The organism is Solicola agrisoli (assembly GCF_049059935.1).
Classification (GTDB): domain Bacteria; phylum Actinomycetota; class Actinomycetes; order Propionibacteriales; family Nocardioidaceae; genus JAURVT01.
On the sequence record NZ_JBMGQR010000011.1, the window covers coordinates 58,866 to 74,570 of the forward strand.

Below are 15,705 nucleotides of genomic sequence, written 5' to 3' on the forward strand. Positions count from 1 at the left end.
TCAATCGACCATTCCCGAGAGCGAGAGGTCCCCGTGACCAGACGACTCATCCCCCTCCTCGGTGCCGCCGCGCTCGCGACCGGCGCCCTGCTCCCCGTCGCCGCGCACGCCGCGGGACCCGACCGCGTCACCGTGGCCGCCGCACCCGACCTGCCGGCCGGTGCCGTCGAGGTCGCCTCGACGCGCGCCGCCACCGACCAGCAGCTCATCGTCACCCTGGACGCGCGGGACCCCGCCGCCCTCGCGGCCGCCGCCAAGGCGGTGTCCGACCCCTCCAGCGCGAGCTACCGCACGTTCATCAGCCCCACGACGTTCACCCGCCGGTACGCGGCCACCGACGCCCAGGTGGCGAAGGTCCGCAGCTGGCTCGAGGGCCAGGGACTGACGGTCGGCGCCACGCCCGCGAACCACGCCTACCTGCCCGTCTCGGGCGACACCGCCGCCGTCGGCAAGGCGTTCGCGACGTCCACCCACACCTACCGCGCGGGCGGCCGCACCTTCACCGCGCCGACGTCCGCACTGACCGTCCCGGCGTCGATGGGCGACCTCGTGGGCGGCGTCGTCGGGCTCGACCGCTCCCGGGTGCTCACCACGAGCAACGTGCGCGTCGACCCGCCCGCCGCCTCGCGCGCGGCCCGCACGTCGGCCGCCACCGACGGCAACGGCTGCTCGGCCTACTACGAGCAGTACGTCGACTCGCGCGCCGGCAAGGGCAAGGCGCCGCTCGACAAGCCGCTGTCGACCGTGATGTGCGGCTACACCCCCGCGCAGGTCGGCGCCGCGCGCGGCATCCCGGCCACCAAGGCCACCGGCAAGGGCCGCTCGATCGGCATCACCCTGTGGTGCAACGACCCCCGCATCGAGGCCGACACCAACACGTGGGCCAAGGCCGTCGGCTCGCCGACGCTGAAGTCGGGGCAGTACCGACTCATCCAGCCCGCCGGCGGGTACGACCCGCTCTACTGCGACGACCGCGACTCCGGCGGCGTCAACGGCGAGCAGGCGCTCGACGTCCAGTCGATCCACGGCGCCGCTCCCGACGCCAAGATCGTCTACAGCTCGGCCTCGCGCCCCTTCGACGACGCGCTGCTGACCTCGATCAACACGCTCGTCACCGAGAACCAGGTCGACGCGATCACCAACTCGTGGGGCGGTGAGGAGACCACGGACGCCGCGGTCAACGACGCGTACAGCCAGGTCTTCCAGCAGGCCGCGCTGCAGGGCATCTCGGTGCTGTTCTCCTCCGGCGACAACGGCGACAACACCGGCGGCGACCAGACCACGACGCCTCCGTCGGCCGACTACCCCGCCGCCAACCCGTGGGTGACCGCCGTGGGCGGCACCTCGCTCGGCACCGGCAACACGTCGGGCTCGAAGGTCACCTTCGAGACCGCGTGGAACACCTCGCGGGCCATCAAGCGGAACGACGTCTGGGGCGCCTGGACCTACCGCTACGGCGGTGGCGGGGGCCGCAGCGGCTACCACGCGCAGCCGTTCTACCAGAAGGGCGTGGTGCCGGCCCGCTTCGCCGGGACGATCCCCAAGCGCGCCTACCCCGACCTCGCCGGCGCGGCCGACCCGTACACGGGCTACCTGATCGGCTACCACGACGCCGACGCCGCGTCGGGCAACTTCACCCTCGGCAAGATCGGCGGCACGAGCTGGTCGTCGCCGTGGACGGCGGGCACGCTCGCGCTGGCCACGCAGAAGTCCGGCAAGCGCGTCGGGTTCCTCAACCCGGTGATCTACGGCAAGGGCCACGCCGGCCTCACCGACGTCGCGGGCAACCAGCTCACCCGCGGGTTCCTGCAGCAGGTGACGGTCGTCGGCACCGACGGCGTGCCGTTCACGGCGCCGGGCACGGTCGCGGTGAACGCGCAGTCGGTCCAGGACCAGACGCTGACCTCGGAGAAGGGGTACGACAACCTCACCGGCTTCGGGGTGCCCACCAGCACCAAGGCCTTCATCCGCGGGCTCCGCTAGCCGCACGCACCATCCCGGGGATCCACGCGCCCGACCGCCTCGGCGGCTCGGGCGCGTGGCGCGTCCGGGGTCTGTCGCGACCGCCCGACCGGTGAGAGGGTGGCCGGGCCGACCCCTCCGACGACGGGACACCCCATGGCCGACGACGCGCAGCAGACCGCCCCGATCGACGTCGAGAAGGTGCTCGCGGCGCTGACCCTGGAGGAGAAGGTCGCGCTGACGTCGGGCGACGGCTTCTGGCACACCGAGGCCGTGCCACGCGTCGGCCTCGGCCGCGTGATGGTGGCCGACGGCCCGCACGGCCTGCGCAAGGAGGTCGTCGCCGACGACGGCACCCGCTCGACGGTGCCCGCCACGTGCTTCCCGCCGGCGGTCACCCTCGGCTCCACCTGGGACGCCGACCTGGTGCGCGACGTCGGCGCGGCGCTGGGACGCGAGACCGCGGCCCAGGACGTCGCGGTGCTCCTCGGCCCGGGCATCAACATCAAGCGGTCGCCGCTGTGCGGGCGGAACTTCGAGTACCTCTCCGAGGACCCGCACGTCGCCGGCGTGCTGGGGGCTGCGGTCGTCGAGGGCCTGCAGGGCGAGGGCGTCGGGGCCTCGCTCAAGCACTTCGCGGTCAACAACCAGGAGACCGACCGCATGCGCGTCGACGCGGTGGTCGACCAGCGCACGCTGCGCGAGATCTACCTCGCCGGCTTCGAGCGCGTGGTCACCCAGGCGTCGCCGTGGACGGTCATGTGCGCCTACAACCGCGTCAACGGCACGCACGCCTCGCGGCACCACCAGCTGCTCACCGAGATCCTGCGGGACGAGTGGGGGTACGAGGGGCTCGTCATGTCCGACTGGGGCGCCGTGCACGACCAGGCCGCCGCCGTCCCCGCCGGGCTCGACCTGCGGATGCCCGGGGTGGCCGGACGCAGCGACGCCGAGGTGGTCGCCGCGGTGCGTGACGGCTCGCTCGCCGAGGCCGACCTCGACCTCGCGGTGCGCCGCGTGCTGAACCTGGTCGACCGCGCCGCCCGCGCGTCCGGCCAGGCGGGCCCGGTCGACCACGACGCGCACCACGCCCTGGCGCGCGAGGCGGCGGCACGCGGCGCCGTCCTGCTGAAGAACGACCCCGTCGACGGCACGCCGCTGCTGCCGCTCGACCCCGCCGGCGACCTCGTCGTCCTGGGCGAGCTCGCGCGCACGGCGCGCTTCCAGGGCGCCGGCTCGTCGCAGGTCGAGGCCACCCGCGTCGAGGACGTGCTCTCCTCGCTGCGGGCGCTCGTCGGCGACGACACCGGGTTCGCCGCCGGCTACACCCTCGACGGCGACGAGGCCGCCGACGCCGAGCTGAGGACGGAGGCCGTCGAGCTGGCGGGCCGGGCCACGACGGCGGTGCTGGTGCTGGGGCTGCCGGCGGCCGAGGAGTCCGAGGGCTTCGACCGCACCCACCTGCGTCTGCCCGCGAGCCAGACGACGCTGCTCGCCGAGGTGGCGCGGGTCTGCCCGCGCGTCGTCATCGTGCTCGCGAACGGGTCGGCCGTCAGCGTCAGCGGGTGGCAGGACCACGCGCCGGCGGTGCTCGAGTCGTGGCTCGGCGGCCAGGCCGGTGGTGCCGCCGTCGCCGACCTGCTCGTGGGGCGCAGCGCGCCGTCCGGCCGCCTGACCGAGACCATCCCGCACGCACTGGAGGACACCCCCGCGTACGGACGGTTCCCCGGCGGCCTCGGCGAGGTCGTCTACGGCGAGGGCGTCCTCGTCGGCTACCGCTGGTACGACACCCGCGGCGTCGACGTCGCCTACCCGTTCGGCCACGGCCTGACCTACACGACGTTCGACCACACCGACCTCGTGACGGCCGTGCACGGCGAGGGCGCGGACGTCCGCGTGGACGTGCAGGTCACCGTCACCAACACCGGCGAGCGCGCCGGCGCGGAGGTGGTGCAGGTGTACGTCGGCGACCCCGAGTCGCAGGTGCAGCGACCGACCCGCGAGCTGCGCGCCTTCGTCCGCGTGCCGCTCGAGCCGGGTGAGTCGCGCACCGTCGACCTCACGCTGACCGCGCGCGACCTGGCGTACTGGCACGAGCCGAAGCACCGCTGGTTCGTCGAGGGCGGACGGTTCACGGTGTCGGTGGGCGCGTCGTCGCGCGACCTGCGCCTGCACGCCGACCTCGACGTCGTGGGCGAGTCGCTGTCGGACCCGCTGACGACGATGTCGACGCTCGGCGAGGCCCTGGACCACCCCGCCGTCGGCGAGCGGTTCGCGTCCCTGCTCGGCGAGGACGGTGACGCCGGCATCGGCGCGCACGCCGTCGCGATGATGCGCGAGTTCACCCTCGGCCAGCTCGCCGACTTCGCCCAGGGCAGCATCGACCGCGACCGGATCGACGAGCTCCTCGCCGCCTCCCGCGCCTCCTGACGCCCACGCCCGCCCGAAGTTTCCCAGGTATACCTGGGAAACTTCGCCTGGCACGGGAAGTTCTCCAGGTGACGGGACCGATTCCCAGGTATACCTGGGAATCCGCCGGCGGGCGGTGCGGGCGGGAGCGCCCTAGCCTCGCGACGTGACCCGCGACCCGTCCCACGACTTCATCGAGCTGCGCATCGGACGCGAGGAGGTCGTGCTCCGGCAGCGCTACGAGCTGCTCAGCATCGCGAACGACATCGCCGTCGCGGTGTGGTTCATCGTCGGCAGCATCCTGTTCTTCTCCGCCTCGACCACCGAGGCGGGCACCTGGCTGTTCCTGCTCGGGAGCGTCCAGCTGCTCGTGCGGCCGATGATCCGGCTGGTGCGGCGCGTGCACGTCGGACGGGTGGGCACCCTGCCCGCCGACACCGCCCGCGACTTCTGATCCATGGTCTGCGCCACACCCGGCCGGTTCGACTCGCGCAGTGACGAGGTTTTGAATAGGTTTGCCCGGTGAGCCAGTCACCCTCCGCCGGAGCCCGTCGTCTCGTGGTCGTCGACCCCGCCACGGTGCTGTCGGTCGTGGCGATCACCTGCGTCGCCGCCGTCCTGGCCGGTCACGCGGCCGTCCAGGCCGTCCGGCCGGCGCTCGCCGAGACGCCCGGCCGCTCGAGCCTGACGATGCAGGCGGTCGCGTTCGCCTGCTACCTGGGAGCGGCCCTCGCCGCCTTCGCGGTCGCCGAGATCGGCCTGCGCATCGGCACCGGGGCGGCCCGCGCACTGGAGCGGTGGTTCGTCGCCCCGGCCGCCACGCCCGTCGCGACGCGCTCGCACCGCCGTGCCCCCCGCCGCGTGGTCCTGAGGGCGCGGACGAGCGCGGAGCTCGTCCAGGGCTGACCTCCCGTGCCCGAGGGTGACAGCGTCTACCGGCTGGCCCGGCGGCTCGACTCGCGTCTGCGCGGTGCGCTCCTGGCCCGCGGCGAGCTGCGCGTGGCAGCCCACGCCGAGGCCGACCTCGCCGGCCGCCGTGTGCTCGAGCACGCCACCCACGGCAAGCACCTGCTCACCCGGTTCGACGGCGACCTGACGCTGCACACCCACCTGCGGATGGACGGGTCGTGGACGGTGACGGCGCCCGGACGCTCGGTGCCCCGCCGGGTGCTGCCCGACGTCCGCGTGCTGCTCGGCGTGCAGGACGGCCCCACCGCGCACGGCATCTCGCTCCCCGTCGTCGAGCTGGTCCGGACCCGCGACGAGCACACCGTCGTCGGGCACCTCGGCCCCGACCCGCTGCGCGACGACTGGGACGCGGGCGAGGCCGTCCGACGCCTGTCGGCCGACCCCGGTCGTCCCCTCGCCGCGGCCCTGCTCGACCAGCGCAACCTCGCCGGGCTCGGGAACCTCTGGGTCAACGAGCTGTGCTTCCTGCGCGGACGGAGCCCGTGGACGCCCGTCGGCGACGTCGACCTCGTCCCGCTCGTCGCCCTGGCAGCGCGGGCCCTGCGGCACTCCGCCCACAGCCGCGACGGCTACCAGGTGACGACCGGCTCCACGCGCCGCGGCGAGTCGCACTGGGTCGCCGGCCGGGCGGGACGTCCGTGCCTGCGCTGCGGGACGACCGTCCGGGTGGAGGCCGAGGTGCCCGGCGACCCCGGACGACGTCGCACCTGGTGGTGCCCGCACTGCCAACCCGGTCCGGACGCGCCCCGGACCGGCACGGTCCCGCAATAGCCCGACCGGACCGCCGACCCGGGCCCAACGGGGTGGTCTCCCTCCGGGCGGCGCCTCTCGGACCGGTGGCAGGGCGCCGACCGGGGGATACTGCCGGGACGACCGTCTCCAGCGTTCCGCGAGGGGACCAGCTCTTCACCCGTGCGGCGCTGGACGTGGTCGCGTTCCTGCGGGAGTCGTCGGCCCTCTCGGACTGGTCGGTGTCGCGCGTCGTCGACGACGTGCAGGTGCACCTCCACGTGCACGAGGAGAACATCCTGCAGCGGGGCGACCGCGTCCCCTGGCCGAGCAGCTTCTGCCACCAGATGATGAGCGGCGCGTCCCCCATCGTCCGCGACTCCGCGGCCGACCCCGACTACGCCCACCTCCCGATGGCCCAGCGCATCCGCGCCTACGCGGGCGTCCCCATCGACGACGGCACCGGGCAGGTGTTCGGCGTGCTGTGCGGCGTCGACCCCTGGCCGGTCGAGGCGGTGCAGGTCGTCGACCTCGACCTGCTGCGGTTCAGCAGCCGGATGCTGACCCACCAGCTCAAGGCGTCACGGCTGCTCGACGGCGCCGACGCCGACGCCGACGAGGCCCGTACCTCGGCGCTGACCGACGAGCTCACCGCGCTGCTCAACCGCCGGGGCTGGAACCGCGCCGTCGTCGAGGCCGAGCGCGCCCTGGACGCCTACGGCGACACCGTGCACGTCGCGATCGTCGACGCCGACGGGCTGAAGTCGATCAACGACACCCAGGGCCACCTCGCGGGCGACGCCGTGCTGCAGCAGATGGCCGACTGCCTCGGCCGCGCGGCGGGCGGCGAGGGCGTCGTCGCGCGGCTCAGCGGCGACGAGTTCGGCCTGCTCCTCGTCGGGCAGCACGGGCCCGGGTTCGGGCTCGTCCTCGACAAGGTCTCCGACGAGCTGCGCGGCGCCGGCGTCGAGGCGTCCGTCGGCTGGAGCGCCGCGGCGGTCGAGACCGGTGGCGTCTCGGGGGCGCTCGGCCGGGCCGACGCGGCGATGTACGAGGACAAGCGTCGCCGTCAGGCCAGCCGGTAGGGCGTCAGGCGCCCGTCTCGCGACTGTGGTGCAGCGCGTCCAGGAAGACGTGCGCGACGTGGTCGTCGACGAGGGCGTAGGCCACCTCGCGGCCGCGGCGCGACGAGCGCACCAGCCTGGCCGAACGCAGCACGCGCAGGTGCTGCGACACCAGCGGCTGGCTCAGCCCGAGCGTGTCGACCAGCTCGTGGACGGCCTGCTCCCCCTCGGTCAGCCGGTGCACGATCGCGGCCCGCACCGGCGAGGACAGCGCACCGAACAGCTCGCTGACCTCCGCGTAGTCGCCGCCCTCGTCACCCATGCAGGCATCGTGATGTGCGCACGTCTGCATGGCAAGTCCGCCGGCGGTGGGTACGGCCCCACCTCCCCGGCCCGGCGGTGGGTACGGCCCCAGGATCAGGCCGATCCTGGGGCTATACCCACCGCTGGCGGGGTCAGTCCACCCAGGTGGTGTCGGTGACGGAGTGGGGGTGGAACAGCAGGCGCTGGTCGCCGGTGCGGTTCGCCGGGCGCTCGAGGTCGAACCCGCCGGTGTGGACCAGGGCCCACCGGGCGGGCGCGACGGGGCGTCCGAGGTAGCCGTCGCCGAGCGCGGGGAACGTGGCCAGGGCCTGCTCGGCGCACGCGGTGTGCAGCGGCGGGAACACGTAGCTGTTGGACTCGACCTCCTCGTCGGTGCCGACGAAGGCGATCGGCCACTCCAGGCTGTCGCCGCACAGGCCGCAGATCCGGCTCAGCGCGCAGCGAGTGGCCCGGCGCTTGACGACGCGCGCGTGGTCGACGACGCCGTCGTCGTCCTCGACGGCGAACGGCACCACGACGCCGACCGTCGGGTCGACGGGACGGTCGGCGAGCGCGGGCCTCACGCCGTCGCGCTCCGGGTCCAGTGACGTCCGAGCTCGAGGCGACGACCCTGGCGCTCCTCGTCGCTGAGCCGGCGACGGCGGGCCGTGCGGGGCGGCACCGGCGCGGGGTCGTGCGAGGTGTACTTGTCGGGCAGCGTCATCTTCATGATGGTGCGCAGCACCTGGCCGTACTGGCGGTGCAGCGGACCGGTCGTGTACGGGATGTCGTAGCGCGCGCACAGGTCCTTGATCTTCACCGAGATCTCGGCGTAGCGGTTGCTCGGCAGGTCCGGGTACAGGTGGTGCTCGATCTGGTAGCCGAGCTGGCCACTCATCAGGTGCAGGAGCTTGCCGCCCTCGAAGTTCGCGGCACCGAGGATCTGGCGCAGGTACCACTCCGCGCGGGTCTCGTCCTCGAGCTCCTCCTCGGTGAAGTGCACGGCACCGTCGGGGAAGTGGCCGCAGAAGATGATCAGGTAGGCCCAGACGTTGCGCATCAGGTTCGCGGTGGCGTTGGCCGTGATGGTGCTCATGAAGTACGGGCCCGACAGCGCCGGGTAGACGATGTAGTCCTTGAGCACCTGGCGGCTGACCTTGTGGCGGATCTGCCCGAGCTGCTTGGCGAGCAGCTTGGGGTCCTTGCGACGCTGGCGGATGGCCTCGATGTCGAGGTCGTGCAGCGCGACTCCCCACTGGAACAGCAGCGCCAGGGCCGCGTTGTAGACCGGCTGGCCGAGGTTGACCGGGTGCCACTTCTGGTCGCGGGTCATGCGCAGGATGCCGTAGCCGACGTCGTTGTCGTGACCGATGACGTTGGTGAACTGGTGGTGGATGTAGTTGTGCGAGTGCTTCCACTGCTCGGCCGGCTGCGCGGTGTCCCACTCCCAGCTGCTGGAGTGGATCTCGGGGTCGTTCATCCAGTCCCACTGGCCGTGCATGACGTTGTGGCCGATCTCCATGTTCTCCAGGATCTTGGCCGCGCCGAGCATGGCGGTGCCCAGCAGCCACGCCGGGGGGAACCGGCTGGCGAGGAGCGTGATGCGTCCCGCGGCGGCGAGACGTCGCTGCAGCGTGATGACGCGGCGGACGTACGCGGCGTCAGCGGCACCGCGCGAGGCCTCGACCTCGGCGCGGATCTCGTCGAGCTCGCGGCCGATCTCGGCCACCTCCTCGTCGCTGAGATGGGTGTACTCACGAACGTCGCTGTAGGCCACGAGAGCCTGCCTTCCCTAGATGGCGAGCGTGCAGTCGCCGGCGGCGACGGACACGCAGGTCTGGATGTACTCGTTCTGCTGGTCGTGCTCCTCGCCGGTGCGCAGGTCGCGCACCCGGCCGGACGCGAGCGGGACGTCGCAGGTGTGGCAGATGCCCATGCGGCACCCGTAGAGCATCTGGACGCCGACGGACTCCCCGGCCTCCAGCAGGGTCGTGGCGCCGTCGACCTCGGCGCTCTTGCCGGTGGAGCCGAAGGTGACGGTGCCGCCCGCGGCCTCGTCGCCGGCCATGGAGAGCGAGAACCGCTCGACGTGCAGCCGGTCGCCGACGTCGGCGGCGTCCCAGTGCTCGACGATGTCGTCGAGCATCGCGGCCGGTCCGCAGGCCCAGGTGTCGCGCTCGCGCCAGTCGGGCACCAGGTCGTCGAGCTCGGGGAGCTCGAAGAAGCCGTCGCGGTCGGTGTGCCGCTCGTGGAGCCGCAGCCCGTCGTGCGTGGACGCGTACTCGCGCAGCTCGGCGGCGAACATCATGTCGGCCTCGTTGCGCGCGGAGTAGACGAGGTCGACGTCGGGGACGGTGCCGCGACGGTCGAGCGTGCGCAGCATCGACATGACGGGGGTGATGCCGCTGCCGCCCACCAGGAACAGCATCCGCGCGGGCGGCGGGTCGGGCAGCACGAAGTCGCCCTGCGGGGCCGCGAGACGCACGATCGTGCCGGGCTCCAGCCCGCGGACGAGGTGCTCGGACATCAGCCCCTCGGGCATCGCCTTGACCGTGATCGCGATCGTGCGGCCCTCGCGCAGCGGCGGCGACGACAGCGAGTACGAGCGCCAGGTGAACTTGCCGTCCATCTGGACGCCGATGCCGATGTACTGGCCCGGTGCATGGTCGAACGTCCAGCCCCAGCCCGGCCGGATCACCAGGCTGGCGGCGTTGTCGGTCTCGGGGACGACGCGCTCGATGCGGCCGCGCAGCTCGCGCGCCGACCACAGCGGGTTGATGAGGGTGAGGTAGTCGTCGGGCGCGAGCGGCGTCGTCAGCGCCTTGGCGAGCGTGCGCGCCCGTCCGACGACCGAGTCCTGTGCGCCCATGGGAGCCTCCTGTAACTATCGTTTACACGATGACAGGTCGCTCCGGGGGTGGCAACCGTCCGTGACACAGAACGCTAGTGGCGTCCGACGTGACCGGCACCACATCTGTCCGGTTCGCCCGGGGGTCAGACCGGGCAGGCGTCGACGGGCAGGCTCGCCGGCCCCTCGATGAACACGTTGTTGATGTAGCCGGCCACGGGGCTCGAGATCCTCGACCACAGGTCGTTGGTGTAGCCGTTGGCGGTCACGGTCTCGCCGGGCGTCTGGCACTGCACGTAGACCGTGGTGGGCGAGGCGAGGTTCCCCACGGGCGCACCGGAGGTGTCGGGCGTGGGCCGCACGTTGACCCCCGAGGCGTACATCCGGAAGGGCGTGCCGGACGGGGTGGGCGGCGGCGCCTGCCCCATCGCGGCGGCGACGTCGGCGCGCATCGCGTCCAGGTCGATGAACGACGGGTCGATCTTGCCGGTGGTGCTGGTCTCGCGGTGGCCCCGGGCATGGCTCGCGTCGGTGCCCAGGCGCGTGAGGACGGCGGCCGTGGCGGCCACCGAGGCGTTGTACTGCGCCTGCGTCATCTCCTGGACGGGGCCGCCCTGCCCCGAGCCGTCGCCGGCGTAGTCGATCTCCCACCCCACCATCAGGGTGTTGCCGTCACCGGCCGGGATCGGACCGCTGCCACGGCTGCGGCCCGCGTGGTTGGCGCGGTTGGCCGAGATCACGTGGAAGACGCCGTCGTAGTCGACGAGCGCGTGGCACAGCGGGCCGGGCAGGTCCGAGCGACCGTCGATGCAGATGCCGAGGGCGGGAGCCGGACGCGCGGCGCTCGACTGGGCCGCCGTGTGGTGCCACAGGACGCCGATCGGCGCGAAGGACGACCCGGCGCTGCGACTCAGCCAGGGCCCCTCCTCGACGACCTGGACGCCGGCGCTGCGCAGGACGTCAGCGAGCCATGAGATCGCCATAGGCCAGCTCCCCCTCCTGCACGAGCGAGGCCAGGCACTCCGGCGCCGGCTCCGAGGGGGCGGCCGCGGCGGGCGTCGGCAGCGCGAGCGCCACCGGCGTCGCGAGCACGGCTCCCAGTCCGGCGAGCACCCGCCGCCGGGAGAAGGGATCTGCAGGGGTCATGGTCGTCACCTCGGGTCTCGACGGTCCTGGTCCACCTGCACCGTTCCCCGCTCGGGCCCGGCGGAAACCTGGCTCCGCGGCGTCACGGCTCCGAGGTGCGTCGAGGAGGTGGCGCGGTCAGGATGAGGAGGTGTCGACAGCCGCAGGCCCTCCGCGGAGCTGGGCGGACGCCTCCGACGAGGCGCTCGTGCGGGCGGCGCGCCTGGACGACCAGACCGCGTTCGCCGAGGTGGTCGACCGCTACGGCTCGAGCATGCTGGGGTACGCCCGCCGGCTGGTCGGCGACCAGCACGACGCGGCCGACGTCGTGCAGGCGGCCTTCGTCTCCGCGTGGCGCGGCCTCCCGACGTTCCAGGGACGCTCGGCCCTGCGCACCTGGCTGTTCCGCCTGGTGCAGCGACGGGCGGCCGACCTCGCCCGGACGCGGCGGCCGACCCCCGTCGACGACCGGTTGCTCTCGGCGATCAGCCCGGCCGACCGTCGCGACCCCCTCCAGGGCGTGCTCGACTCCGAGCTGCTCGAGGCGCTGCACGCCGCCCTGGCCGAGCTGCCCTGGCACCAGCGCTCGGTCTGGCTGCTGCGGGAGTTCGAGGACATGAGCTACACCGAGATCGCCGAGGTGCTCGCGATCACGCCCGGAAGCGTGAGGATGCACCTGCACCGCGGTCGCAGGACGCTGGCAGAGAGGATGGCGAGATGGCGATAGGAGGCGGACCCGACCCGCTCGAGCGGGCGACCCAGGCACTCCGGGACGAGCCCGAGCCGCAGCCCGACTGGCCGCAGGTGTCGAACCGGATCAAGGGGCGCGTGCGCTCGCTGGTGCGTCCGGCACCGGCGCTGCTCACCGTCGGCGCTGACGGCGACCCGTCGCGCGACGAGGTCGGCTCCCGGACCTGGGTGTCGGGTCGGGTGCTGGTGTCGATGGTGCGCGAGCGCATCCGGCAGGAGGGCGCCGTGCCGCGCGACGTCGACCTCGACGTGGTGGACGACCGCTGCCGGTCGGTCCGCGTCGACCTGGTCTGCTCCTACGGCACCGACCTGGTCGCGCTGGGCGAGCAGGTGCGCGCGGACGTGCGCGAGCTGCTGCTCGACGTGCTCGGGCCCGACCCCGAGCGCGACGACGTCGAGGCGGTCCAGGTGAGCGTCGTCGACGTCGTCGTGGGTGACGCGCGCGTCGACTAGAGGGCTCGAAGACCGTCATCTCGGGCGAGGAACCGGGCATGTCCGATCGTCTACGGTGAGTCGATGGGAGTCCTGGACGACCTTCTGGACGGCACGCGAGCACGGGGCGGCAGCTTCGTGCAGATGGTGCTGGAGCCGCCGTGGGCGCTCGGCGTGGACGACGGCTCGTCGCTGGCCCTCGTCACGACGGCACGCGGAGAGGCGGTCGTGGTGGTCGACGGGCACCCGCCCGTGACGCTCGCCGCCGGCGACGTCGCCCTGGTGCGCGGCCCCTTCACCGTCGCCGACGACGCGGCGACCTCGCCCCACCTGCTCGTCGACGCCGCGGGCACCGCCCGGTGGGCCGACCACCTGCCCGACGACGTCGCCACCCACCAGGGGCCCGACGGCTACGGCACGGCGCCCGACGGCTCCACGGTGCTCGTCTCCGGCGGCTACCGGCTGGCCGGCGAGGTGCCGCTGCGTCTGCTGGACGCGCTCCCCCGGGTGCTCGTCGTGGGCGCCGACGACCTCCCGTCGGCCGTCCACCGGCTGCTCGACGACGAGCTCGGACGACGCGAGCCCGGCCACGACCTCGTGCTCGACCGCTGGCTCGACCTCGCGCTGGTCGCGACCGTGCGGGCGTGGTTCGCGCGGCCCGACTCCGGGGCACCCGGCTGGTACGCCGCCCACACCGACCCGGCCGTCGGTCGGGTCCTCACCCTCATGCACGACGACCCGTCGCACCCGTGGACGCTCGTGGAGCTCGCCGAGCGGGCGTCGCTGTCGCGCGCGGGGCTGGCCAAGCGGTTCACCGAGCTGGTGGGCGAGCCACCGATGGGCTACCTCACCCAGTGGCGCCTCACGCTCGCCGCCGACCTGCTGCGCGCCGGCGACGACACCGTCGAGGTCGTCGCCCGCCAGGTGGGCTACTCGAGCGCGTTCGCGCTGAGCGCCGCGTTCAAGCGGGTCCGGGGCGTCAGCCCGAGCGAGCACCGTCGGGGAGCACCGGACGCCCGGGGCGAGCAGGCCGACACCGACGCCTGACGCGAGACGATCGCGCATCGAGGAGCCGCGACGGGGCCACGGACGTCCAGGGCGCCGTCCCCGGGCGGTCCGCGCGGACGTCCACGCGCCTGCGTCCCCGACCGTGGGGAGGCGCTCGGGCGGGCGCCGGAGCGGTCCCGGCGTCCGTTTCGCCCCGGCTCGCACCGTTCCTGACGGGTCGCACGCGGCCCGCCGCGGTGCAAGGGAATCGGGCCGTGAGGCGGTTTGGACGTCTGACATACCGACCGGTGACGAGCTGCGCTACACCACGGTGATGATTTTCGGACCGATTCGCCGGGACCACTTGCCGAACGGCGGCGGCCGGGTCCTCACTGAGCCGCGTCAGGTCACGTCCACGTGAACGGGGCCCGGCCGTCCCGGTCGACCACGGCCGGTGACTCGGGCCTCGAGGGAGAGCATCGATGGGCACGTCGTCGAGCCGCACGTCGCGGGAGCGGTCCACGCCGCTGCCCCGACGCCTGCGCCGGCTCGCGCTGCGCGGGGTGCTGCTCGGAGCCGGGATCGCCGGCGTCGTCCTCCTCGGCGCGGCCGCCGCCTCCGCCGACGACGAGGGCGCGACGTCCACGCCCGCCCCGGCGCAGGAGGCCCCTGCCCCTGCCACGCCCGCGACGTCGTCGGACGCCCCCCGGACCGAGTCGTCCCCCGCGGACGAGCCACCCAGCCGCACGTCCGGCGGCACCGCGCCCGGCGCCACGGCCGCACCGGCGACGACGCGCGGACCCGCGCCGTCGCGCCCCCGGTCGCGGCCCGTCCACGAGCCGCGGCAGCCGTCCCCGGACCGGTCGAAGCCGGTCCGTCCGCGTGCTCCCGAGCCGGGCCCGGTGCGCTCGCAGACGGGGTCCGTCGATCCCGCGGACCGGTCGGACGACGGCCTGCCGCCGGCGCCCTCGGACGACGCCCCGGCGCTCGAGCCGACGGGCGGCACCGACCCCGGACCCTCGCGCGCCGAGCCCGCGGACACCACGGCGGTCATCGGCACCACGGCTGTCCACGTCGCCGCACACGTCGTGGACCAGGCCCCGACGGTCGACCTCCCGGCCGTCCAGCTACCGTCGGTCCAGCTGCCGGCGATCCAGGTGTCGGCGGTCGAGGTGCCGGCCGTGCCGTTCCCGGGTCTGCCGCCGGCCGAGGTGCCCGCCGTGGAGATCCCGGCGCTGCCGCCGATCGTCGTGCCCGCCGTCGAGGTGCCCGGCTGGTCCACCGACCAGCCCGAGACCGAGCAGCCCGAGACCGAGCAGCCCGAGACCGAGCAGCCCGGGACCGGTACCGAGACCCCGGCCGAGCCCACCGCCGGGACAGCCCCCGACGGCGCCGGCCAGCCGGCGACGCCCGCCCCGGAGGGCAGCACCGGCGCTGGCTCCGGCACCTCGGGCGGCGAGGCCCCGACCACGGGCACGACCACGCACGAACCGACCTCGGCCGATCCGGTCCCGACCACCAGCGACCCGGCCGACGCGCCGGCAGCGACCGCGGCCCTTCCCGCCTCGACGGCCCCGACCACCGACGACACGCCCCGTGCCGCGTCACGGCCGCAGGTGCACGCCGAGGCCTCGACCCCGTCCCCGGCGTCCGCGTCCGAGCAGGCCGCGACGACCGGCGGCGCCGGCCCGTCCGACGTCGCGGAGCCCGCTGCCCTGCGGACGCCGAACGGCGACTCCGACCTCCCCGGCAGCGACGTCCCGGAGACCGCCGACCCGGCCCGCTGCGACGCCTGCGACCACGCACCCGTCGCGCCGGTGCCGTCGGAGGACCCGGTCAAGGTCTCCCTCAGCTCGGCCGGCTCCGCGGGCGCCGGCTCCCCGTCGGGCCACGGCTCGGCTCCCTCGGGCGTCGCGCCGTGGGTCGTCGTGGCCCTCGACCACGCGCTCAGCCTCCCCCAGGCCAGCGGGCTCGACCGCTGGTCCGGTGACTCGGTCCTGTCCTCCAGCGCCGCCGCGCTGGTCGAGGACCACCCCGACTGACCTCTCCCCCGGTCGACCGCACGAATCCACGTCCGGTCGACGGCGATCGACGCTCGTCGGTCACCCGGTCCGCGGCACGTCGGTC

At 74.1% G+C, this 15,705-nt stretch carries 16 protein-coding genes; 10 read left to right on the forward strand and 6 right to left on the reverse strand.

Translation table 11 applies throughout. From position 1 onward, the window contains the following. Nucleotides 1-33: 33 nt before the first annotated feature. From ACI6PP_RS06345 to ACI6PP_RS06370, 6 genes are all read left to right on the forward strand, one after another. Entirely contained in the window at nucleotides 34-1,983 is a 1,950-nt protein-coding gene (locus tag ACI6PP_RS06345) for a S53 family peptidase (protein ID WP_421110052.1), read from the forward strand. A gap of 135 nt (nucleotides 1,984-2,118) precedes the next feature. Then, nucleotides 2,119-4,392: a glycoside hydrolase family 3 C-terminal domain-containing protein gene (locus tag ACI6PP_RS06350; protein WP_421110053.1), complete on the forward strand. Its 2,274-nt coding sequence runs from the start codon at nucleotides 2,119-2,121 to the stop codon at nucleotides 4,390-4,392. A gap of 145 nt (nucleotides 4,393-4,537) precedes the next feature. Then, nucleotides 4,538-4,825 (forward strand): YrhK family protein, encoded by a 288-nt coding sequence (locus ACI6PP_RS06355; RefSeq protein WP_421110055.1) that lies wholly within the window; start codon nucleotides 4,538-4,540, stop codon nucleotides 4,823-4,825. 68 nt (nucleotides 4,826-4,893) lie between these two features. Next, complete coding sequence (locus ACI6PP_RS06360) at nucleotides 4,894-5,277, forward strand: hypothetical protein (protein ID WP_421110056.1); 384 nt, start codon at nucleotides 4,894-4,896, stop codon at nucleotides 5,275-5,277. 6 nt (nucleotides 5,278-5,283) lie between these two features. Beyond that, nucleotides 5,284-6,111 (forward strand): DNA-formamidopyrimidine glycosylase family protein, encoded by an 828-nt coding sequence (locus tag ACI6PP_RS06365; protein ID WP_421110058.1) that lies wholly within the window; start codon nucleotides 5,284-5,286, stop codon nucleotides 6,109-6,111. A 155-nt stretch (nucleotides 6,112-6,266) separates the two neighbouring features. Next, nucleotides 6,267-7,154, forward strand: coding sequence for a GGDEF domain-containing protein (locus tag ACI6PP_RS06370; RefSeq protein WP_421110060.1), 888 nt, complete (start codon nucleotides 6,267-6,269; stop codon nucleotides 7,152-7,154). A gap of 4 nt (nucleotides 7,155-7,158) precedes the next feature. On the opposite strand, the gene ACI6PP_RS06375 is transcribed toward ACI6PP_RS06370, so the two are convergent. From ACI6PP_RS06375 to ACI6PP_RS06400, 6 genes are all read right to left on the reverse strand, one after another. Continuing rightward, nucleotides 7,159-7,455 carry an ArsR/SmtB family transcription factor gene (locus ACI6PP_RS06375; RefSeq protein ID WP_421110062.1) on the reverse strand — a complete coding sequence of 99 codons (297 nt, stop codon included), beginning with the start codon at nucleotides 7,453-7,455 and terminating at the stop codon, nucleotides 7,159-7,161. Nucleotides 7,456-7,588: 133 nt separating this feature from the next. Next, on the reverse strand, nucleotides 7,589-8,020 hold the full coding sequence (locus ACI6PP_RS06380) for a hypothetical protein (RefSeq protein WP_421110063.1): 432 nt from the start codon (nucleotides 8,018-8,020) through the stop codon (nucleotides 7,589-7,591). Continuing rightward, on the reverse strand, nucleotides 8,017-9,213 hold the full coding sequence (locus ACI6PP_RS06385; RefSeq protein WP_421110065.1) for a fatty acid desaturase family protein: 1,197 nt from the start codon (nucleotides 9,211-9,213) through the stop codon (nucleotides 8,017-8,019). Before ACI6PP_RS06385 ends, ACI6PP_RS06380 begins: the two co-directional genes overlap by 4 nt. 15 nt (nucleotides 9,214-9,228) lie before the next feature. Then, complete coding sequence (locus tag ACI6PP_RS06390; RefSeq protein WP_421110067.1) at nucleotides 9,229-10,305, reverse strand: ferredoxin reductase; 1,077 nt, start codon at nucleotides 10,303-10,305, stop codon at nucleotides 9,229-9,231. A gap of 125 nt (nucleotides 10,306-10,430) precedes the next feature. After that, on the reverse strand, nucleotides 10,431-11,267 hold the full coding sequence (locus tag ACI6PP_RS06395; RefSeq protein ID WP_421110068.1) for an N-acetylmuramoyl-L-alanine amidase: 837 nt from the start codon (nucleotides 11,265-11,267) through the stop codon (nucleotides 10,431-10,433). Next, entirely contained in the window at nucleotides 11,245-11,430 is a 186-nt protein-coding gene (locus tag ACI6PP_RS06400; RefSeq protein ID WP_421110069.1) for a hypothetical protein, read from the reverse strand. Before ACI6PP_RS06400 ends, ACI6PP_RS06395 begins: the two co-directional genes overlap by 23 nt. 130 nt (nucleotides 11,431-11,560) lie before the next feature. On the opposite strand from ACI6PP_RS06400, the gene ACI6PP_RS06405 reads away from it, so the two are divergent. The 4 genes from ACI6PP_RS06405 (at nucleotide 11,561) to ACI6PP_RS06420 (ending at nucleotide 15,620) form a co-directional block, all read left to right on the forward strand. Further along, complete coding sequence (locus ACI6PP_RS06405) at nucleotides 11,561-12,136, forward strand: RNA polymerase sigma factor (RefSeq protein ID WP_421110071.1); 576 nt, start codon at nucleotides 11,561-11,563, stop codon at nucleotides 12,134-12,136. Further along, nucleotides 12,127-12,612: a hypothetical protein gene (locus ACI6PP_RS06410; RefSeq protein WP_421110072.1), complete on the forward strand. Its 486-nt coding sequence runs from the start codon at nucleotides 12,127-12,129 to the stop codon at nucleotides 12,610-12,612. The genes ACI6PP_RS06405 and ACI6PP_RS06410 overlap by 10 nt, the downstream gene beginning before the upstream one ends. A gap of 63 nt (nucleotides 12,613-12,675) precedes the next feature. Next, nucleotides 12,676-13,638: an AraC family transcriptional regulator gene (locus ACI6PP_RS06415; protein WP_421110073.1), complete on the forward strand. Its 963-nt coding sequence runs from the start codon at nucleotides 12,676-12,678 to the stop codon at nucleotides 13,636-13,638. Between the two features lie 422 nt (nucleotides 13,639-14,060). Then, nucleotides 14,061-15,620: a hypothetical protein gene (locus ACI6PP_RS06420; RefSeq protein ID WP_421110075.1), complete on the forward strand. Its 1,560-nt coding sequence runs from the start codon at nucleotides 14,061-14,063 to the stop codon at nucleotides 15,618-15,620. Nucleotides 15,621-15,705 lie beyond the last annotated feature (85 nt).